Source organism: Colwellia sp. E150_009, assembly GCF_053543955.1.
Map to the genome: position 1 here is coordinate 161,841 of NZ_JBHFOM010000003.1, position 20,817 is coordinate 182,657.

The following is a 20,817-nucleotide window of genomic DNA, read 5'->3' on the forward strand; positions in this document are numbered from 1 at the left end:
TGATATTTTTTATGCTAGCCAATGCAATAAACAGTCTAATCCTTGGTTATTAATACTGCTGTCAGCTTGCGCTAATACAATAGGTTTAGCATGAAAAGCAACGCCAAAATTAGCGGCGGCCATCATAACAAGATCGTTAGCACCATCACCCATAGCAACAGTTTGTGAGGTCGGTATATTATATTGTTTCGCTAACAATGTTAATGAATCAGCTTTCACTTGTGCATCAACTACATCACCTAATACTTTACCCGTTAGCTTTCCGTTTTGAATCTCTAAAACATTAGCAAACGTTGCATCTAGGTCTAATAAGTTTTTGAGGTGATCAGCAAAATAAGTAAAGCCCCCTGACGCTACAGCAATGCGCCAGTTGTTTTTTTTAAGTTCAGCAATTAAGGTCGTTAAGCCAGCCATTAAGGGAATGTTTTTCGCTACATCCACAAGAATTTGTTCTGGGGCATTTGCTAAAGTGGCGACTCGTTGATGTAAACTTTGGGCAAAATCTAACTTACCTTGCATTGCTAACTCTGTTACCGCTGATACTTGTTCACCCACACCTGCTAACTTAGCTATTTCATCAATGCATTCAATTTCAATGGTGGTAGAGTCCATATCCATCACAAGCAGTCCAGGTTCATTCAGTTTTGGTACGTGTTGAATTAACGCGGCTTCTATTTTTTTATCTAAAGCAAAATGAGCAAGCGCTTGGCGCGATTTGACAAAATCTTTGCAACGTATATTAAATCGATAGCTTGTTTGATTATTACGTGTGTTGATTGCCAATAAAGCCTCAATACTCAAATGGCAACTTGTTTGCAAAGTAAGTAAATCTGTTAGTAATAGATCATCAAAAACAACTAATGTTTGTTGTGTTATGGTTATGGGGTTGTTGTTATCTAATGCTAGTTGCTTATCATTTATTGAAAAAGCAATAGGTAAATTAGTTGGAATCGTCTGTTGTTCAAAGTAATTTCTTAGTGATAAAGAAAATATGCTGGCATTAGTAGATAAAGACACGTTAACTCTCTATTATAAGTGCATGTGTATATTTACCATGCAAGTTTATGATGAATAAATTAGAACAGCCTTTATACCCTAAACTATCGTCAATTTATAATAAAATTCTGCAATTAGTTAGTGCAATTTTGCTTATGATCATGTTGATGGTCTTTTTGGTGGCTAATACGGAAAAAAGTAGTCAAGTGTTAGAGGAACACTTTAAACAAGTTGCTGATAAAATATTACAGCAAACCATGTCGGGGGTGCAGGTGTTACTCTCTGAAAATTCCTCATCAATTAGTAATAAAGATCGAGAGGCTCAACTACAATCCTATTTAAATATTATTGCGAATGCTGATTATATAAAACAAGCACATTTATATGATGAAACAGGGTTACTTATGCTGGAGTCTGAGCTGGGTGGTGAAGCCAGTTCGTCGATAAAATTACTTTATGGTATTGATAAAAATGTGAAAACATTGGATAAAAGTAAACAGTATGTTCCTTTTATTAAAGAGATCCGTCATGAAAAATTATTAGGATATATACGGATAACAATAGAAAAGTCTTACCTGACGTCTGAATTAGCTAAAAACAGTTATGAAAGTCAAACACTTTATCGTTTGTTGCTGATTGTAGCAGGGCTTATAGGCTTTTTACTAACCCGTGGCGTTAACCGTTTTAGTCGCCAAGGTTATCGGGTACCAGCAATGACGCCTTTAGCTAAAAAATAACTGCGCCACATTTTTTTCTATTTGTTGGGCAATGACAGTTTTAGGCTCGCTTCTCATAGTTACTAATGCTTGAAAAACATAGCTTAAATTTAAAGGAGAATTACTTTCGCCCTGCATACCCATAGGTGGCATTGCTGGGGCATCTGTTTCAAGTAGTAAACTTGATAAGGGGAGTTTTTTAATCGCATTAATGGTTTTTTTGGCTCTTGGGTAAGTGATTGTGCCTCCAACACCAAGTTTAAAGCCTAAATCGACGTATGCTTTAGCTTGTTGATAGCTGCCAGAAAATGCATGTATCACACCCGTTTTAGCAAGTTTATGCTGTTTTAATAAAGGTAATATTAAAGAGTGAGATTGGCAATGGTGTACAATTACGGGTAAATTGTTTTCTTGGGCTATAGTTAATTGCATATCAAAAAATTCTTGTTGTAGCATAATGTTTTTGTTTAGTGCTTGTTCACTTTGAGAATTTTTTTTCGCTTTAAATACATCAATACCACATTCCCCTATCGCAACTACTTTGTTGCCTTCTTTGGTGATTGCTCGTTTGAGTTGTTGTTCTTGAAAGCTTACATCATAAGCTTGTGATAGTCGCTTGTCTTGAAGAATTATGTACCAAGGATGTATCCCTAATCCACAAGCAATATCAACCTCTTTATTTGGTTTAGATAAAGATAAAACCCTTTGCCAATGTTCGGGATTAACCGCTGGTATAATAATACGGTGAATGTTTTTAGCTTGGCAATGCTGAAGTATTTCTGTGATATTTTGACTAAATTCAGGGAAATCAAGGTGACAATGGCTGTCGGTAAATTGCATCACTGCCTCCCATAATAAATGTTTTTAGAATAATCTTACGTTAATAATGACAATAAGCGTAAACACGTGAAGTGTCTACGCTTATTAGTTTATCATTCTACATTTAACGAGCTTGTAAATTCATCAACCTATAAATTTTCTAGCGTTACGGAACATACGTACCCAAGGTGAGTCTTCACCCCAGTTATCAGGGTGCCACGAGTTAGCAACGGTTCTAAATACACGTTCAGGATGTGGCATCATTATAGTGACACGCCCGTCAGTAGTTGTTAATGATGTTATTCCGTCAACAGAGCCATTTGGGTTTGCAGGATACGTTTCGGTGACATCGCCATAGTTGTTAATATAACGCATTGAAACTGTACCTGAGTTATTAGCGGCATCGATTGCTTCATCAGAGCTAAATTCAGTACGGCCTTCACCATGTGATACAGCAATAGGCATGATTGAACCAGCCATACCTTTAAACAATACCGAAGGACTTTCTTGAATTTCAACTAAGGAGAAACGCGCTTCAAAGCGTTCTGATTTATTTTGTACAAAACGTGGCCATGCGTCACTGCCAGGAATGATTTCTTTTAAATTAGACATCATTTGACAGCCGTTACAAACACCTAAAGAAAAAGTGTCTTCACGTTCAAAGAAGGTTTTAAACATGGCTTTGGCATTTTTATTGAACAAAATTGATTTTGCCCAACCTTCACCCGCACCTAATACATCACCGTATGAGAAACCGCCACAAGCCACCAAGCCATTAAAGTCTGCTAAATCAGTTCGACCCGTTAAAATATCAGACATATGTACATCAATAGCTACAAAACCTGCACGGTCAAAGGCTGCTGCCATTTCTACATGCGAGTTAACACCTTGTTCACGTAAAATAGCAACACGTGGGTTTGTGTTATTTTTTGCATCGTTAATAATTAGATCAGCAACAATATCTTCATTAATGTCAAAGCTTAGCTTAGCTTGTAATCCCGGATCTTCAGTATCAAATTTAACATCGTGTTCTTGTTGCGCACACTCAGGGTTATCACGCAGCGATTGCATTTTGTATGTTGTTTGTGCCCAAGTTGTTCGGTAATAGGTTCGAGAGTTTTCTAGTATTACCTTGCTGTTACGGCTAAAGCGAATAGTATCTTCGTTATTAATGCGACCAATATCAGTACAGCAATCTAAAACATTATGTTGTGCTAATACAGCATTAACTGCTTCAACATCGCTTTCACGAATTTGAATCACAGCACCAAGTTCTTCGTTAAATAAAACAGGTACGTTATCGCCATTTAGTTTAGACAAGTCAATGTCAACACCCGTATGACCTGCAAAGGCCATTTCACATACGGTAGTAAATAAACCGCCGTCTGAAATATCATGATAAGCAATAAGTTTTTCATTACGCACAAGTGACTGTATTGCATTGAAGAAACCTTTTAAGGTTTCAGGGCAATCCACATCAGGAGTTTCATTACCTAATTGTTTGTAAACCTGTGCTAAACATGAGCCACCTAAGCGGTTTTTGCCTTTTGATAAATCAATGGCAAAAAGTCTTGTATCACCTTGATCAAGTCGAAGTTCAGGGGTTACTGTTTTTCTAATGTCTTCAACAATTCCAAAGGCGGTAATGATTAGTGACATTGGAGATGTAACAGATTTCTGTTTGCCATCTTCATCCCATTGGGTACGCATAGACATTGAGTCTTTACCTACAGGGATAGTTAAGCCTAATGCGGGGCAAAGTTCTTCACCAATAGCTTTTACTGCTTCATAAAGGCCTGCGTCTTCGCCTGGGTGTCCAGCAGGTGACATCCAGTTAGCAGAAAGTTTTATACGGTTTAACCTATCACCGTCAGTACCAGCAATATCAGTACCTGCAATATTCATTAATGACTCTGCTACGGCTAAACGAGCAGAAGCACCAAAATTTAATAAAGCAACAGGCGTACGTTCACCAAGTGACATGGCTTCACCGTGGTAAGAATCAAGTGCTGAAGCAGTCACTCCACAGTCAGCTACGGGTACTTGCCATGGCCCAACCATCTGATCACGATTAACCATACCTGTAACAGAGCGATCGCCTATGGTGATTAAGAAGGTTTTTTCAGCAACAGTAGGTAGAGACAAAATACGATTTGCCGCTTCTTCTAGCGTAATGTTAGCTATTGCTAACTCATCACCCAGCGCTGTTTTTGATTCTACATTTTTAAATATTTTTGGGGTTTTCCCTAACAAAACATCTAATGGTAAATCTATTGGTGTATTTAAGGCTTCATCATTGGCAAAGTGTTTGTCAGTAACCGTTAAGTGTTCTTCTTCTGTTGCACGACCAACGACAGCAAATGGAGCACGTTCACGTTCACAAATTGCAGTGAATTGTGCTAGTTGTTCGTCTGATACTGCTAGTACATAACGCTCTTGAGACTCGTTACACCAAATTTCATGGGGAGCCATGCTGCGTTCATCATTAGGTACATTGCGAAGTTCAAAAACACCACCTCGACCCCCGTCAGAAACAAGTTCAGGGAACGCATTAGATAAACCGCCAGCACCAACATCATGAATAAATAAAATAGGGTTTTTGTCGCCTAATTGCCAACATTTGTCGATAACTTCCTGACAACGACGCTCCATTTCTGGGTTTTCACGTTGTACTGATGCAAAGTCTAGGTTTTCAGCTGATTGACCTGAGGCCATTGATGAAGCAGCACCGCCACCTAAACCTATGTTCATTGCTGGGCCACCAAGGGCAATTAAGTTTGCTCCAACAACAATATCACCTTTTTGTACATGTTCATCACGGATGTTACCCAAACCACCTGCAAGCATAATAGGCTTATGGTAACCACGTATCTCTGTACCATTAAAAGAATTGACTTCTTCTTCATAAGTTCGAAAATAACCTAATATAGCAGGACGACCAAACTCATTATTAAACGCTGCACCACCGAGAGGGCCTTCCATCATAATATCTAAAGCAGACACAATGCGGCTTGGTTTTCCAAAGTCGGTTTCCCAAGGTTGTTCAAAAGTTGGAATACGTAAATTAGATACTGAAAAACCAACGAGGCCTGCTTTGGGTTTTGAGCCAATACCGGTTGCGCCTTCATCACGAATTTCTCCACCACTACCTGTAGCAGCGCCAGGGTAAGGAGATATAGCGGTAGGATGATTATGAGTTTCAACCTTCATTAATACTTGAATATCTTCGTGGTTATAACCATAAATATTAGTGTCAGGGTTAGGGAAGAAACGACCACCTTTGTTACCTACCATTACGGCTGCATTATCTTTGTATGCGCTTAACACAAAATCTGGATTAACTTCATGAGTGTTGCGGATCATTTTAAATAATGATTTTGGCTGTTTAATGCCATCAATAGTCCAGTCAGCATTGAATATTTTATGACGGCAATGTTCTGAATTTGCTTGTGCGAACATGTAAAGTTCAATATCGTGTGGATTACGACCTAATTTACTGAAATTTTCAAATAAGTAATTTACTTCATCTTCTGCTAAGGCTAAACCTAGTTCAATGTTGGCTTGAACTAAAGCATTTTTTCCGCCGTTTTCTATATCAATAGCGGTTAACTTACCTGGCTCTGCACTGGCAAATAAATTAGCGGCATCATCAAAGTTGTTAAATACACTTTCCATCATGCGATCGTGCAATAAGCCCGACAGTTGAATAGTTTGTTCAGGCGTTAATTTAATGTCTGCGTCTAGAGTAATATAATAAGCCATGCCACGTTCTAGGCGGCCAACTTTATTTAAACCACAGTTGTGAGCAATATCGGTTGATTTAGATGACCATGGTGAAATAGTACCTGGACGAGGTGTTACTAGCATGAATAACCCTTCAGGAGCATGTTCTTCAATGGTAGGGCCATATGTCAATAATTGTTGTAAAACGTTTTCTTCTTCTGTGGTTAAATCTTCATTTAATTGGGCAAAATGTGCGAATTCTGCGTATATATCGATAACTGGCAACGCCAAATGTTCGCATTGAGTTAATAGCTTTTGTATTCTAAAGTCAGAAAGTGCTGGAGCGCCACGAAGGTTTTTAACTAACGTCGTTTTAGGCATCGTCATAGGGTAATCACCAAGTTTGTTTAAGGGTTTGGTTAAATTTTTAAAGCGTTTTTTTCAGCATAAATAACCAGCATATATAACAGTAAAGGTTAACCGAAAATTTCGCGCGTATTATATACATAAGTGATCTCGAAATATAGTTTTCAGTTATAATAATAAATGCGTTTGGGTGAGTCTTTGAAAGTGGTGAATTTGCTATTTTAAATCAATACTAAATCATTATTTCTTGATCAAAGTAAACTTAAAAAAAAAAGAGCTTGGCTAACAAGCGAATACACGACACAATTGAGCCATGAAATTTATATGTATTTATCAAAAAAAGAAGGGCGTAATAAAGAAACTGTTTATTACTTTCTTTTTCTTAAGTGCGCTTTTTTCTTGTGAAGAAAAAAGTCAGCAAGCTAGCCTTACTCGTATCATTGAGCGAGGTTATGTTAGTGTGGGTACTTTATATGCAGCGAATAATTTCTATGCTCAAGGAGACGAAATTGCTAATAACGATATGCATTCAAATGCTTATGCGGGTTTTGAATATGAATTGGCGAAGAAATATGCAGATTATTTAAATGTTAATCTAAAAATAATACCGAGCTACTCCCTAGATGAGCTTTTTATCAAACTCAATACTGGTGAAGTTGATGTTCTTGCTGCTGGTTTATCTGTCACAGATAGACGTTTAAAACGCTTTAATTTCGCTCCAAGTTATGCAGAAGTTAGCCAAAAGCTTGTGTTTAAACAGGGCAATGTAAGACCAAGAGAAATTAGCGACTTAACAGGCAGTTTAATGGTAACCGCTAGTTCAAGTCATGCAGAAAGCTTGATGGTATTAAAGCAAACAAACCCGTCACTTAATTGGATTGAAACAACCGAATTTGACCGTGAAGAACTGTTAGCTAAGTTATTAAATGACGAAATAGATTATACCATAGTAGATAGTAATACCTTGGCAATTAATCGTCGGTATTACCCTGAAATTAGCGTTGGCTTTACGATAAATAAAGCTGAACCTTTAGCGTGGATGGTTAGTAAAAATGGTGATGATGCAATATTAGCAAGCTTAGTTGAATTTTTTGGTGAAGTTCATCATGACGGTACGTTACTTGCGCTTGATGATAAATATTACGGTCATATTGAAGAATTTAATTACGTAGAGACACGCACCTTTATTAAGGCGGTTGAAACTAAATTACCCCAATATCAGGCTATGTTTGAAAAGTATAGCCAAGATATTGATTGGCGATTATTAGCAGCTATAAGTTATCAAGAATCACATTGGAAACCTCATGCGCGTTCTCATACTGGGGTTAGGGGGATGATGATGCTCACGTTGGCAACTGCTAAACAAATGGGTATTCAAAGCCGTTTAGATGCAGAGCAAAGTATTCGAGGTGGCAGTAAATACTTTAAACGCATGATAGATAAAATGCCTGATAGAATTCCAAACCCAGACCGCGTTTGGTTTGCTTTAGCCTCTTATAATGTTGGCTTTGGACATTTAAATGATGCCCGTATTATTACGCAACAGCAAGGCGGCGATCCTGATCGTTGGGTTGATGTAAAAACACGATTACCTTTATTACAGCAAAAGAAGTTTTATAAAAAAACTAAATATGGCTATGCTCGTGGCCGTGAGCCTGTAGATTATGTTGAAAACATTCGTCGATACTACGATACGCTAACGTGGTTAGACGCTAGGTCAAAAGAACCTGTTCAAGATGTTAATAATACTGAGTTAGCTGTTTCTCAAACCACTGAATAAGGTTGAATTAAAAATAATCATGCAGGATAAAAATTGCTGCGGAAGTGGCGGAAAATATATTTATCTTTTGTCATATGAACGTAATATTCTTCAATAATAATAAGGTGAAATTAACGTTTAATAGCAATAAAAGAGAGAATATTATGAAAGTAAGAAGACAAGTATCTGCAACAGCAAGAAAGAAACATTTAAAGGTACAGCATCATAAAGTGAACTCGCGCCGTCAGTTTTTCTTTAACCAAGCGAGTAATGAAGTTGAGAATCAAGTGGCTAGTCAAACGTCATCAGCTGAAATAAAAATCAATTGATAATTTGGGCTATGTGATTGTGCTTTAATAGACAAGTCAACGTTGAGCTTTTTTAGCTAATTTTTTTTCATTCCTTCTACGCTTGAAAAACCCCGATAATAGTGCGCTACATTGCTGAGCCATAATCCCTTGGTCTACGATAATTTGATGATTAAGTTGAGTAGAACTCACCAAGTTAAAAGCGCTTCCTGCAGCACCAGTTTTTAAGTCAGCACTCGCGTAAACAAGTCGTTTTATCCTGCTATGTACCAAAAGACCAGCACACATAGGGCAGGGTTCAAGCGTGACATATAAGGTACAGTTTACTAATCTATAATTGTTAAGCTGTTGTCCTGCTTGTCGAATTGCAAGCATCTCTGCATGGGCAGAGGGATCATTGAGTAATATAGACTGATTAAACCCTTCCCCAATAATTTTTCCTTGGTAAACCACCACAGCACCCACAGGAATTTCATCAATTTTTTCTGCTTGCAGAGCTAATTCATAGGCCCGCTGCATAAAGTATTGATCGTTGCTTTCATCAACGGATGTCATGATAGAAAAAGCTCTAATAAGTCATTTAAATATCGATGCCCCATAGGCGTTACTTGCCAGCTATTTTGGCTTGTTGTATGTGAATCGGTGCATTTCATCAATTGTTGATTTTGTGCTTGCAATAATGTTGGCAAAATAGAAGCTGCTGTTAAGCCTGTTCGTTCTTGATAATCGGTTAGCGTGAAACTAGAAAAGAGTCTTAATTGGTTCATCATGAATTCAAAAGGTAACTCATCACGTGTTACGGTAGTTAAGTGATCTAATGGATCTCGACTTGGGTCTAAGTAACCCTTTGGGTGTTTAACTTTTACTGTTCGTTGAATTATTCCAGTTGCACTATCGGAAATTTTGCCATGCGCACCACAACCTATGCCTAGGTAATCACCAAAACGCCAGTAGTTTAGGTTATGTTGACATTGAGTGCTATGCTGCTGCGTTTGTGTTGTATTTGCTAAACTAAAAGCTGATATTTCATACTGTTGATAACCAGCCTTTGTGAGCAACTCAAAGCCTTGATCTTGAATATTCCATAAAATTTCATCTTGCGGAAGTTTAGGTGGTTTTGAATGAAATGCAGTATTGGGTTCAATAGTTAATTGATACCAAGAGAGGTGGTCAGGTTTAAGGCTGATTGCTGTTTTTAAATCGTCTAATGCATTTTCAATACTTTGATTTGGTAAGCCGTGCATTAAATCTATATTAAAACTTTTTACACCTGAATTTTTAGCTAGTTGTGCTGCTTGTTTTGCTTGGTTAACATTATGAATACGGCCAAGTTTTATTAGTTTTTCTGATTCAAAGCTTTGTACACCAATTGATAAACGGGTGACACCTGCTTTAGCAAAACCAATAAATTTGTCTGCTTCTACCGTGCCAGGGTTGGCTTCTAAGGTTATTTCAATAGCATTGTTTTGTGACGAGTTGTTTGAAAATCGTGATAAGACTTGATTCAATAATTCTTCAATAGCTTCTGGTGAAAATAAGCTGGGTGTGCCACCGCCAATAAAAATAGAATGGAGCGTTCTACCTTGTAGATTAAAGCGTGTAATATCTGCATCTAAATCTGCAATTAACGCTTTTACGTAATCTTGCTCTGGAACTTTGGCTTTGAGTGCGTGAGAGTTAAAGTCGCAATAAGGGCACTTCTCCACACACCAAGGTATGTGAATATATAAAGAGAGCGGTGGCGTGGTTAACAAGTTGTACTCACTATAAAATTGATTAATATCGAGTTTGAAGATAATGCATTTTATTTTGCTAACTGTTTTACCAGTTGAGCTAAAGCTTGGCCGCGATGGCTTAATCTATTTTTTATATTACGTGGTAATTGTGCTGAAGATAATTGTAAATCTTTTTGCCAAAAAACAGGATCATAGCCAAACCCTTGTTCGCCACGTTTTTCGCGACTAATACTGCCTTGCCATACACCGTGGCAAATTATTGGGGTAGGGTCATTTTCATGCTTCATATAAACTAAAACACAATGAAAACGGGCGTTGCGTTCATCATCTGGTGTGTTTTCTAATGCTTTAAGTAGCTTATTTATGTTGTCATCATCGGTGACGTGTTCGCCCACAATATCATCAGCATAACGAGCAGAATAAACACCGGGGGCTCCCTGTAAAGCATCTACTTCTAAACCAGAGTCATCAGCAATGGCTGGTAGCCCTGTTAACTTAGCAGCATGACGCGCTTTGATAATTGCATTTTCTATAAATGTTGTGCCTGTTTCGGCTGCATCAGGCACATTAAAATTACTTTGTGGCACTATTTCAATTTGATGTTCAGCCAATAAGCTAGCTAATTCTTTCACTTTACCTTGATTGCCTGTGGCTAATACTATTTTAGACATGACATGAATCCCGCACCTTAAGGTGGTATTAAATTGTTTTAATCGACATAAAATTTTTGTGAAAATTTTAACGTTTGCTGTTCTTTGCCGTCGGTTATTTCTAGGGTAAAGTGCAGTGTTTCTTCATCAGTGTAACTTACTTGTGCTAAATAATAGATGGCATCACCTTCTTTAACTTCGGTGAATTCAAGGTTTTTAAATTGGCCTAAGTTATTTTTTGCTTGACCATTGATGCTAATTGTTTTGGCAGGGTTACCTGGCTTGGTATTATCAAGCACTGAAATATTAACGAGTCCGTTATAACGACTACGCGTTATTCCGTAAGCTTTAGCTATTTCGGGTGTGAAAAAAGTTGAGCCGATAGCCATGTAATGTACATTCATGGAACCGAGTTTTTTCATGTTTTCTGCGCTAGCATAGGCCATAACCACTAAACTGATAGTGATGGCAAGTAAACATTTTATGATTGAATTATTTATAGTGTGGCTCATGGTGTCCTCTGAACTGATTCAATTTTGTTGATTTTTATACGTTGGTTCTTTATATGCAATTTTATATATTAAAATAAGCCATTAAAGAGCAGCCCAATACGGTAAAGATCCAGCAAGTAAAATGTTAATAACATTCATGATTAAAAAAGCCACGATCATTGATAAATCTAATCCCCCTAGGTTAGGGATAATACGCCTAATCGGGTTTAAAAATGGTTCGGTTAATTGATAAAATATAGCTAAGGTTGGATTGTAACCTTGTACAACCCAACTCATAACAGCCATGATTATCATGATCATAAACAGTAAAAATCCTGCTTGCTTAATTAGTACCAACAAGCCAATGTAAAAGGCTAGTGCCCCTAAGTTTTCTCCAGCTAACGCTGCCAAAGTGAAAAACTTTAGGGTAGCAACAATATAGGCAACTAATAGTGTTGCTAAATCTAAGCCCCCTAAGCCAGGGATAATTCGGCGTAGAGGTACAACCAGAGGGTTACTCACTTTTACAATAAATTGACTTAATGGGTTATAAAAATCTGCTTTAACCCATTGTAACCAGAATCTCATGATGAGAATCATTAAAAGGGCATCGAACGCAAACCTTAACAAATATAATATTGCTTCCATCATCTCTCCAAAATCTTAAACTATGCTCGAAGCTCGAAGCTCGAAGCTCGAAGCTCGAAACTTTACTTATTTTGTGCCATCGCTTCAGCACGTGCAATAGCGGCATTCATCGCATTACTGACCATTTGGTCGATACCATCATGTCTAAATTGTTCAAGCGCCGCAAAAGTGGTACCGCCTTTTGAGGTAACGTTTTCTCTCAGTGTATTGATAGCTGCAGTATTATGTTCAACCATTTGTGCCGCACCTAAAGCAGTTTGTTGTACTAACATTCTGCTTTCTTGTGCACTAAAACCTAATGTTTTGGCGTGTTTTTCCATTGCTTCCATAAATAAGAAAAAGTAAGCAGGGGCAGAGCCTGCAACGGCAATGACATCATTAATTTTATCTTCCGTTGCTAACCAAATCACTTTACCTACCGCGGACATTAGTTTATCACTTGCAGCTTTTTGTTCAGTGGTTACTTCTTTTGATGCAAACATGCCACTCATGCCTAAACCTAACTGTGATGGGGTATTTGGCATCACGCGAACCAGAGCAGCATTACAATTAAGTGCCTGTTGAATTTGATTAACGGTTGTACCCGCTGCAACTGAAATAAAAAGTTTAGCTGAAATATCAAGCGTATTTGTGAGTTGTTGGCATACATCACAGATAAAATGAGGTTTTACGCATAATACAATAATATCGGCAAAAGTTGCTGCCTCAATGTTGTCACTGGTTTGTTGTACGCCAAATTCATTGGCTAGTTGTATTCTTTTTTCTGGAGATGGATTAGCAACTATAATATCTTTTGCTGCAACTCCTGAATTAACTAAGCCAATAATAATTGCACGTGCCATATTGCCGGCGCCAATAAATGCTATTTTTTTCATGAAGATTAATTACCTTTTTTTGAAATACAGTTTTGCTTGAATGTGTGTCAGCGTTTTAATTTCAGTAAGTGGACTGTTTTAGTCTCTTTCACCAAAAATAGCGGTACCGATTCTAACCATGGTAGAGCCATAAGCAATCGCTATTTCTAAATCATTGGACATGCCCATTGAAAGCGTATCTACCGTTGGATATTGGGCTTGTAATTTTTTAAACAAGTGTTGCATTTTATCATAGCTAGCTACACCAGAATTTTTTTCTGGAATAGCCATTAAGCCACGCAATTTAAGTTTATCACAATTATCAACCACTTCAGCTAAAGAAAACATCTCATCTACCATAATGCCAGATTTTGAGGGTTCTTCACTAATATTGACTTGTAAACAAATGTTTAGCGAGGTATCTTGACAATTATGTTGTTGAACTTGGTTGCTTAAGTGCTCATTTAAACGGTGAGCTATTTTGGCTCGATCAACGCTGTGAACCCAGTTAAAATGTTGTGCAATTTGTTTCGTTTTATTGGATTGAATCGGTCCAATAAAGTGCCAACAAATATCAGGTAAATGTGATAATGCCGTGATTTTTTCTATTGCTTCTTGTAAATAGTTTTCACCAAAGTCACGTTGTCCCACACGGTATGCTTGCTCTATTGCAGATACTGGTTTTGTTTTACTAACAGCGAGTAAAGTGACACAATTTTGATTATTATTTGAAGGTGCTTTATTTTCTTGTACTGGTATATGGGTATCAGCATAAGTACTAACATGAGAAGTAGCATGACAAGCACGATCAATTTGTGATTGTATTTTTTGTATATTTTCTTTAATTTTATTCATCATTTTAGTAACTAATGTTTTAACCAATGTATTTGAACAGGTAACCGTTGTTTTTAAGATGGGTATAATACGTTAACAATTGATATTTTAACAGATAACACCACCGAGGTTTTTTATGGATATTACCGAACTACTTGCTTTTAGTGTACAACATGAGGCGTCAGATTTACATTTATCAACAGGTACGCCACCATCAATCCGTGTTGATGGTGATGTTCGTAAACTTAACATTCCTGCGTTTGATGCAAAAGACGTGAATGCGTTAGTTTATGACATTATGAATGATCGTCAGCGTAAAGAATATGAAGAAAAACTTGAAGTGGATTTTTCATTTGAAGTACCTAATTTGGCACGGTTTAGGGTAAATGCATTTAACCAAAACCGTGGACCAGCAGCAGTTTTTCGTACCATTCCAAGTAAAATATTATCGCTTGACGAGTTAGGTTGTCCTGATATATTCAGAGAAATCTCTGATACACCGCGTGGTTTAGTTTTGGTTACAGGGCCTACAGGTTCTGGTAAATCAACCACCTTAGCTGCAATGGTTGATTATATTAATGATATGAAACACGACCATATTTTAACCATTGAAGATCCGATAGAATTTGTACACGAAAATAAAATGTGTTTGATTAACCAACGTGAAGTGCATCGCGATACCTTAAGCTTTGAAGCGGCATTACGCTCTGCATTACGTGAAGATCCCGATGTTATTCTTGTAGGTGAGATGCGTGATTTAGAAACCATTCGTTTGGCGATGACCGCAGCCGAAACGGGCCACTTGGTTTTTGGTACCTTGCATACCACTTCCGCACCTAAAACCATCGACCGTATTATTGATGTATTTCCAGGTGAAGAAAAATCAATGGTACGCTCTATGTTGTCAGAATCACTGCGAGCGGTTATATCTCAAACGTTAATTAAAAAAGTGGGTGGTGGTCGAGTTGCTGCTCATGAAATTATGATAGGAACACCCGCAATTCGTAATTTAATACGAGAAGATAAAATTGCACAAATGTATTCAGCGATTCAAACGGGTATGTCTAATGGAATGCAAACGATGGATCAATGCTTACAAAATTTAGTGAGCCGAGGCATTATCACTAAAGGTGCCGCTATGGAAAAAGCTGTCGACAAAAATCAATTCAGAAGCTTTTAATTTTTTGTTAAATAGTAGACAGGAATAACCAATGAATTTTCATCAGTTATTAGAAAAAATGGTTGCTGCTGATGCATCCGATATGTTCGTTACCGCTAAATTACCCGTTAGTGCTAAAATTAATGGTGAGTTGCAGCCGATTGCTGATCATGAGTTGTCGCCTGAAGAAGCATTAGGTTTAGTTCATAATGCAATGAATGAAAAGCAAATTCGTCAATTTGATGAGGAAAAGGAGTGTAACTTTGCCATTTCAATTGAAAATATAGGACGTTTTCGTGTTTCAGCATTTTGGCAACGAGATATGGCGGGTATGGTTATTCGTCGTATTGTTACTGAGATTCCCAATGCGGATGATTTGGGCTTGCCTCCTATATTAAAAGATGTGGTTATGTCTAAACGGGGGTTAGTTCTTTTTGTTGGTGGTACAGGGACGGGTAAGTCTACTTCAATGGCTTCTTTAATTGGTTACCGAAATCGTAACTCTCGCGGACATATTTTAACGATTGAAGATCCTGTTGAGTTTGTACATGAGCATGCTAAAAGTATGGTAACGCAACGAGAAGTAGGTTTAGATACTGAATCATTTGACGCAGCATTAAAAAGTTCTTTACGGCAAGCACCTGATGTTATTCTTATCGGAGAAATTCGCAGCCAAGAAATTATGGAACATGCGTTAAGTTTTGCTGAAACAGGGCATTTATGTATTGCGACTTTACATGCAAACAATGCTAACCAAGCAATTGACCGTATAATGCATTTAGTACCAGCAGACCAACATGGTAAATTGTTATTTGATTTAGCATTAAATCTTAGAGGAATAATTGCCCAACAGTTAGTCCCCACAACAGACGGAAATAGTCGAGTTGCGGCGATAGAAATATTATTAAATTCGCCTTACATTGCTGAATTAATTAAAAAAGGCGAAATTGGTAGTATTAAAGAAGTGATGGAAAAATCAAATGAGCAGGGAATGCAAACCTTTGACCAAGCCTTGTTTAATTTATATGATCGAGGTTTAATTACGTATGCGGATGCACTCCACCATGCAGATTCACCTAATGATTTACGCTTAATGATTAAGCTACGTAGTAATGAACAAGGTGGTACAGGTGGGCTAGCAGGTGTAACGCTTGATGGGTTTGATGATTTAGCCGAATAGTTCGAATAGATTTGAAAAGGGGGAAATATATTTCCCCTTAATAGCTTAAGCTTCCTAAATTTTTTACTTTTAATGTTTGTTTCTAATTTGTTTCTAATTTTTTTCTATATTTTAAAGCAAGTACCTTTAAAAGATCGCGCCAAGTAATGATACCTACGGGTTTATTTTGTTTATTTACAACAGGTAAACAAGAAACGTGATTATCGTATAAAAGCAATACGGCCTCATTTAATGTTTGTTGCGGATCAATAGCTACTACGTTTCTAGTCATGACTTGGTGTACTTTTTTATGCATTAAAGCCGTGTCTCTATAAGTTTCATGACTTGTACCTACCGTTGGACTCAGGTGTTTATACAAATCTCTATCGGTCATTACTCCAGCGATTAACCCTTCGTCATCAGTGATGATGACATGGTGCACGTTATTGCTTTCAAATAAATTTTTGACTTTACTTAATGGTGAGTCCATCGAAAGTGTGAGTAATTTAGTGCTCATTAAATTTTCAATTTTCATAGATTATTCTTTTGTTTATTTCAATGATGACTAATCGTCAAACGTTTTAGGTGAAAAACTGTCGCTTTGCCTCTATTATTATGTTTAGATAACTCATCGGATGAGGTAAATTATTCACTGTTAATAATTGCATGTGAATGAGTCATACAGCTTTAGTTTAGCAATAGTAGTTTAGCAATAAAAGTATAGCAATAAATGTTGTAATTATTTTAAAACATATAAAAATCAATCATTGAGGTAGCTAGCGATGGCGAATAATTTATACAGTGCAGCAGATGATCAACAAGAAATTCACTTAGTTGACGAAGCTTTACTCTTACAAAAAGCAGCCTTTGTTAATGATCCTTACTTATCAGCACAAACGCGTATTGATGATTTAGTTAAACTGAAAACCGTTGTTTTGGCGCATCAGGAAGATCTGGTTCAAGCAATGTCAAAAGATTTTGGTTGTAGAAGCGTTGATGATAGTAAAATGGGGGATTTAATGCCGACTATTTTGGGGATAAATTATGCCATTAAACATATCAAAAAATGGATGAAACCCTCTAAACGTCATGTTGGTGTATTGTTTCAGCCTGCAAAAGCGTATGTTATGTATCAGCCTTTAGGTGTGGTTGGTATTATTACACCTTGGAACTATCCTTTATTTTTATCTATTGGCCCTTTAACAACAGCATTTGCCGCGGGCAACAGGGCGATGATTAAAATGTCTGAATTTACTCCAGCGACAAACCTTGTGATAAAAAAGATGTTAGGAAGTGTTTTTTCTAATGATAAAGTTGCTGTCATTTGTGGTGGTTCTGATGTTGCGGCACATTTCTCGGCTAAGCCATTCGACCATTTACTTTTTACAGGATCAACGCGTGTTGGAAAAATTGTTATGGCGGCGGCAGCTAAAAATTTAACTCCTGTTACGCTTGAACTTGGGGGGAAATCACCAACGATTATTGATGATGAAATTCATATTAACGATGCCGTGTCTCGTTTTATTTTAGGAAAAACGCTCAATGCGGGGCAAACCTGTGTTGCACCAGATTATATATTGTGTCCTACAGGTCGAGTTGATGAACTGAAACAAGCCATTAGCCATCAATTTAATAAGATGTATCCGAGTGTTGCACAGAACAGTGATTATGGTGCAATTATTAATGATGTACAGTTAAATCGCTTAAATCAGTTGTTAGTAGATGCTAAAGATAAAGGCGCTATTTTAACTACCTTGGGTAACGATAGTGAACAGGCATGTTTATCAGAAGGGAAAATGCCCTTAACACTTGTCAATAATGTTAGTGATGACATGCTGTTAATGCAAGAAGAAATTTTTGGTCCAATTTTACCTATTGTTAGTTATACTAATTTAGCTCAAGCAATTGTTTACATTAATAATAGAGCACGCCCATTAGCATTATATTTATGCAGCCATAACACTCACACTCAACAAATAGTGTTAGAACAAACGCATGCTGGTGGAGTGTGTTTAAATGATGCTGCAATGCATGTTGCCCAAGACGACATGCCTTTCGGTGGTATTGGGCCTTCAGGTATGGGGCAGTACCACGGACACGAAGGTTTTTTAACTTTTTCTAAAGCTAAATCAGTTTTTAAAAAAGGTAAAATTAATACAGCAGCTAATGCTTTTCCTCCTTATGGTAAATTAATTCATAAACTTATTTATAAGTTTTTCTTAAAATAACATTATTTTAGTATAATACTTTTATGGATAGTAATAATGATATAATTCTGTTCCATCGTTGTAATAAAACTGTCACATAAGTGACATATACTCCTGAACAATAAAATAATGAACGCTACACATCTAACCTTTTTATAGCAAAGATTACCTTCGTTAAATAAATGCGGTATGATCAGCATTTATCGATTTACTATGAAAATAATAACTGGAAACCAACTATGGCCAGAAATTCAATATTGGGTGTTTTTGCCAAATCCCCTATTAAACCATTAGAACAACATATTAAATTGGTTGTTAAATGTAGCAATCTACTTATCCCATTCTTTAGTGCCTGTAGTGAGAATAACTGGGGTGAAGCTGCTAAGATTCGTCGTAGGTTATCAAAAGTAGAAAAAGATGCCGATGACTTAAAACGCCAACTACGTTTAGAGTTACCTGGTGGTTTGTTTATGCCAGTGGATAGAGCTGACTTGCTTGAGTTATTATCCAAACAAGATAAAATTGCCAACAAAGCTAAAGACATTGCCGGTCGAATTTTAGGACGTAAGTTAGAAATTCCTGAAACTCTACAGGAACAATTTAATCTCTATTTAGCGCGTTGTATTGAAGCAACTGAAAAAGCAGCGGAAGCGATTAATGAGTTAGATGATTTATTGGAGACTGGTTTTCGAGGCCGAGAAGTTGAATTGGTTGAGAAGATGATTAATCAACTAGATGAAATAGAGAATGATACGGATCTTATGCAGGTTGCTTTACGTAAAGATTTACTTGCTATTGAAAAAGATTTAAATCCAATTGATGTAATCTTCTTATATCAAATTTTTGATTGGGTTGGCGATTTAGCTGATCTAGCTGAACGTGTTGGTGCACGTTTAGAAATTCTTTTAGCTAGAAAGTAGGGTTTAACTGATGGATATTTTACTTAATTCAGGTACGACTCTAGTTATGATTGCGGCTGTTGTTGGCTTATTTATGGCGTGGGGTATTGGGGCTAATGATGTTGCTAATGCTATGGGCACCTCTGTTGGATCTAAAGCGTTATCTATAAAACAGGCCATTATTATTGCAATGGTATTTGAATTTGCTGGTGCTTATTTGGCCGGGGGAGAGGTTACTTCAACTATCCGCAAAGGAATTATAGATGCGAGTTTTTTCGTTGATTCACCTGAATTACTCGTTTTTGGTATGATTTCAGCCTTGTTTGCTGCGGCCACTTGGTTACTCATAGCTTCTGCATTGGGCTGGCCTGTATCAACCACACATTCTATTGTAGGTGCTATTGTTGGTTTTGCTGCAATGGGGGTGAGTGTTGATGCAGTTACTTGGTCGAAAGTAGGGGGCATTGTAGGCAGTTGGATCATAACACCACTGATTTCTGGTGTTATCGCTTTTCTTATTTTTAACAGTGCTCAGAAACTGATTTTTGATACGGAAAAACCGTTACAACAAGCAAAACGCTGGGTACCATTATATATGTTTTTAGCGGGTTTCGTTTTAGCGCTAGTGACAATCAAAAAAGGTTTAAAGCATATAGATTTACATATTGGTAATGCAGATAGTTTTATATATGCTGCAATTACAGCTATTATAGTTGCGTCAATAGGTAAGTTTTTTATTAGTCGCATTAACTTTGATGAAACCGCAGCCCTTAAAACTCATTATGCTAATGTTGAAAAAGTATTTGCCATTTTAATGATAGTTACCGCTTGTTGTATGGCATTCGCTCATGGTTCAAATGATGTAGCCAATGCTATTGGACCACTAGCAGCCGTGGTAAGTATTGTTGATAATGGTGGTCAAATTGCTGCTAAATCAACAATAGCTTGGTGGATATTACCTTTAGGAGGCTTCGGTATTGTTGCTGGTCTTGCTATTTTTGGTCATAAAGTCATCGCAACCATAGGCCAAGGTATTACACATTTAACACCAAGTCGTGGTTTTGCGGCGGAGCTAGCCGCGGCATGTACTGTGGTTATTGCTTCTGGCGCAGGGTTACCTATTTCAACTACTCAAACTTTAGTTGGAGCAGTATTAGGTGTGGGGATGGCACGTGGAATTGCGGCTATTAACCTAGGTGTGGTACGTAATATTGTTGTGTCATGGGTTATTACATTACCTGTGGGTGCTGGTTTATCAATAATCTTCTTCTGGTTAATGAAAAGTATATTTGTTTAGCAATAGCAGGAACACAAGCAACAAAAATCCTCACCTTATATTAAGTTGAGGATTTTTTTTATAATACCGATAGCTTTTATACCAAGTTGATTAAGTTCTTTCCCACTCAGCGAGAATTAAAAGGCTTAGAGGCAAGGCATTGATTGAAGAGAATGGTCATTCCCTTGTCAAAATCAATAACGCCGCATATAAGCCT

19 protein-coding genes are annotated in these 20,817 nt (G+C 37.3%); 8 read left to right on the top strand and 11 right to left on the bottom strand.

The window, feature by feature from the left end:
• Positions 1 to 9 precede the first annotated feature (9 nt).
• On the bottom strand, positions 10 to 1,017 hold the full coding sequence (serB, locus tag ACE1OF_RS02740; RefSeq protein WP_448892565.1) for a phosphoserine phosphatase SerB: 1,008 nt from the start codon (positions 1,015 to 1,017) through the stop codon (positions 10 to 12).
• A 47-nt stretch (positions 1,018 to 1,064) separates the two neighbouring features.
• On the opposite strand from serB, the gene ACE1OF_RS02745 reads away from it, so the two are divergent.
• Positions 1,065 to 1,733, top strand: a complete 669-nt coding sequence (locus ACE1OF_RS02745) for an AhpA/YtjB family protein (RefSeq protein WP_448892567.1) — start codon at positions 1,065 to 1,067, stop codon at positions 1,731 to 1,733.
• Here the strand turns inward: ACE1OF_RS02745 and ACE1OF_RS02750 are convergent.
• Both ACE1OF_RS02750 and purL read right to left on the bottom strand, forming a co-directional pair.
• A complete protein-coding gene (locus ACE1OF_RS02750; RefSeq protein ID WP_448892569.1) occupies positions 1,719 to 2,552 on the bottom strand; it encodes a TatD family hydrolase in 834 nt (277 codons plus the stop codon). The genes ACE1OF_RS02745 and ACE1OF_RS02750 overlap by 15 nt on opposite strands.
• 123 nt (positions 2,553 to 2,675) lie before the next feature.
• Positions 2,676 to 6,635 (bottom strand): phosphoribosylformylglycinamidine synthase, encoded by a 3,960-nt coding sequence (purL, locus tag ACE1OF_RS02755; protein WP_448892609.1) that lies wholly within the window; start codon positions 6,633 to 6,635, stop codon positions 2,676 to 2,678.
• A 298-nt stretch (positions 6,636 to 6,933) separates the two neighbouring features.
• Here purL and mltF point away from each other — a divergent pair, with 298 nt between their 5' ends.
• Together mltF and ACE1OF_RS02765 are read left to right on the top strand one after the other, a co-directional pair.
• Positions 6,934 to 8,400 carry a membrane-bound lytic murein transglycosylase MltF gene (gene mltF / locus ACE1OF_RS02760; protein WP_448892571.1) on the top strand — a complete coding sequence of 489 codons (1,467 nt, stop codon included), beginning with the start codon at positions 6,934 to 6,936 and terminating at the stop codon, positions 8,398 to 8,400.
• A 143-nt stretch (positions 8,401 to 8,543) separates the two neighbouring features.
• On the top strand, positions 8,544 to 8,708 hold the full coding sequence (locus ACE1OF_RS02765; protein ID WP_448892573.1) for a hypothetical protein: 165 nt from the start codon (positions 8,544 to 8,546) through the stop codon (positions 8,706 to 8,708).
• A gap of 36 nt (positions 8,709 to 8,744) precedes the next feature.
• Here ACE1OF_RS02765 and tadA read toward each other — a convergent pair whose 3' ends face one another.
• From tadA to ACE1OF_RS02800, 7 genes are all read right to left on the bottom strand, one after another.
• Positions 8,745 to 9,242, bottom strand: coding sequence for a tRNA adenosine(34) deaminase TadA (tadA, locus tag ACE1OF_RS02770; protein ID WP_448892575.1), 498 nt, complete (start codon positions 9,240 to 9,242; stop codon positions 8,745 to 8,747).
• Positions 9,239 to 10,441, bottom strand: a complete 1,203-nt coding sequence (hemW, locus tag ACE1OF_RS02775) for a radical SAM family heme chaperone HemW (protein WP_448892577.1) — start codon at positions 10,439 to 10,441, stop codon at positions 9,239 to 9,241. Before hemW ends, tadA begins: the two co-directional genes overlap by 4 nt.
• 50 nt (positions 10,442 to 10,491) lie before the next feature.
• Entirely contained in the window at positions 10,492 to 11,094 is a 603-nt protein-coding gene (gene rdgB, locus ACE1OF_RS02780) for an RdgB/HAM1 family non-canonical purine NTP pyrophosphatase (protein ID WP_448892579.1), read from the bottom strand.
• A gap of 38 nt (positions 11,095 to 11,132) precedes the next feature.
• Complete coding sequence (locus ACE1OF_RS02785; RefSeq protein ID WP_448892581.1) at positions 11,133 to 11,585, bottom strand: DUF4426 domain-containing protein; 453 nt, start codon at positions 11,583 to 11,585, stop codon at positions 11,133 to 11,135.
• 81 nt (positions 11,586 to 11,666) lie between these two features.
• Positions 11,667 to 12,215: a YggT family protein gene (locus ACE1OF_RS02790; protein ID WP_448892583.1), complete on the bottom strand. Its 549-nt coding sequence runs from the start codon at positions 12,213 to 12,215 to the stop codon at positions 11,667 to 11,669.
• A gap of 59 nt (positions 12,216 to 12,274) precedes the next feature.
• Positions 12,275 to 13,087 carry a pyrroline-5-carboxylate reductase gene (proC, locus tag ACE1OF_RS02795; RefSeq protein ID WP_448892585.1) on the bottom strand — a complete coding sequence of 271 codons (813 nt, stop codon included), beginning with the start codon at positions 13,085 to 13,087 and terminating at the stop codon, positions 12,275 to 12,277.
• Positions 13,088 to 13,165: 78 nt separating this feature from the next.
• Positions 13,166 to 13,921 carry a YggS family pyridoxal phosphate-dependent enzyme gene (locus tag ACE1OF_RS02800; protein WP_448892611.1) on the bottom strand — a complete coding sequence of 252 codons (756 nt, stop codon included), beginning with the start codon at positions 13,919 to 13,921 and terminating at the stop codon, positions 13,166 to 13,168.
• 115 nt (positions 13,922 to 14,036) lie between these two features.
• On the opposite strand from ACE1OF_RS02800, the gene ACE1OF_RS02805 reads away from it, so the two are divergent.
• Both ACE1OF_RS02805 and ACE1OF_RS02810 read left to right on the top strand, forming a co-directional pair.
• Positions 14,037 to 15,080: a type IV pilus twitching motility protein PilT gene (locus ACE1OF_RS02805; protein WP_448892587.1), complete on the top strand. Its 1,044-nt coding sequence runs from the start codon at positions 14,037 to 14,039 to the stop codon at positions 15,078 to 15,080.
• Between the two features lie 31 nt (positions 15,081 to 15,111).
• Positions 15,112 to 16,239, top strand: coding sequence for a PilT/PilU family type 4a pilus ATPase (locus tag ACE1OF_RS02810; RefSeq protein ID WP_448892589.1), 1,128 nt, complete (start codon positions 15,112 to 15,114; stop codon positions 16,237 to 16,239).
• Between the two features lie 82 nt (positions 16,240 to 16,321).
• Here the strand turns inward: ACE1OF_RS02810 and ACE1OF_RS02815 are convergent, their stop codons facing one another.
• Positions 16,322 to 16,753: a CBS domain-containing protein gene (locus tag ACE1OF_RS02815; protein ID WP_448892591.1), complete on the bottom strand. Its 432-nt coding sequence runs from the start codon at positions 16,751 to 16,753 to the stop codon at positions 16,322 to 16,324.
• A 247-nt stretch (positions 16,754 to 17,000) separates the two neighbouring features.
• Between ACE1OF_RS02815 and ACE1OF_RS02820 the strand changes: the two genes are divergently transcribed.
• The 3 genes from ACE1OF_RS02820 (at position 17,001) to ACE1OF_RS02830 (ending at position 20,621) form a co-directional block, all read left to right on the top strand.
• Positions 17,001 to 18,446, top strand: coding sequence for a coniferyl aldehyde dehydrogenase (locus ACE1OF_RS02820; RefSeq protein ID WP_448892593.1), 1,446 nt, complete (start codon positions 17,001 to 17,003; stop codon positions 18,444 to 18,446).
• Between the two features lie 218 nt (positions 18,447 to 18,664).
• Positions 18,665 to 19,345, top strand: coding sequence for a TIGR00153 family protein (locus ACE1OF_RS02825; RefSeq protein ID WP_448892595.1), 681 nt, complete (start codon positions 18,665 to 18,667; stop codon positions 19,343 to 19,345).
• A 10-nt stretch (positions 19,346 to 19,355) separates the two neighbouring features.
• Entirely contained in the window at positions 19,356 to 20,621 is a 1,266-nt protein-coding gene (locus ACE1OF_RS02830; protein ID WP_448892597.1) for an inorganic phosphate transporter, read from the top strand.
• Positions 20,622 to 20,817 lie beyond the last annotated feature (196 nt).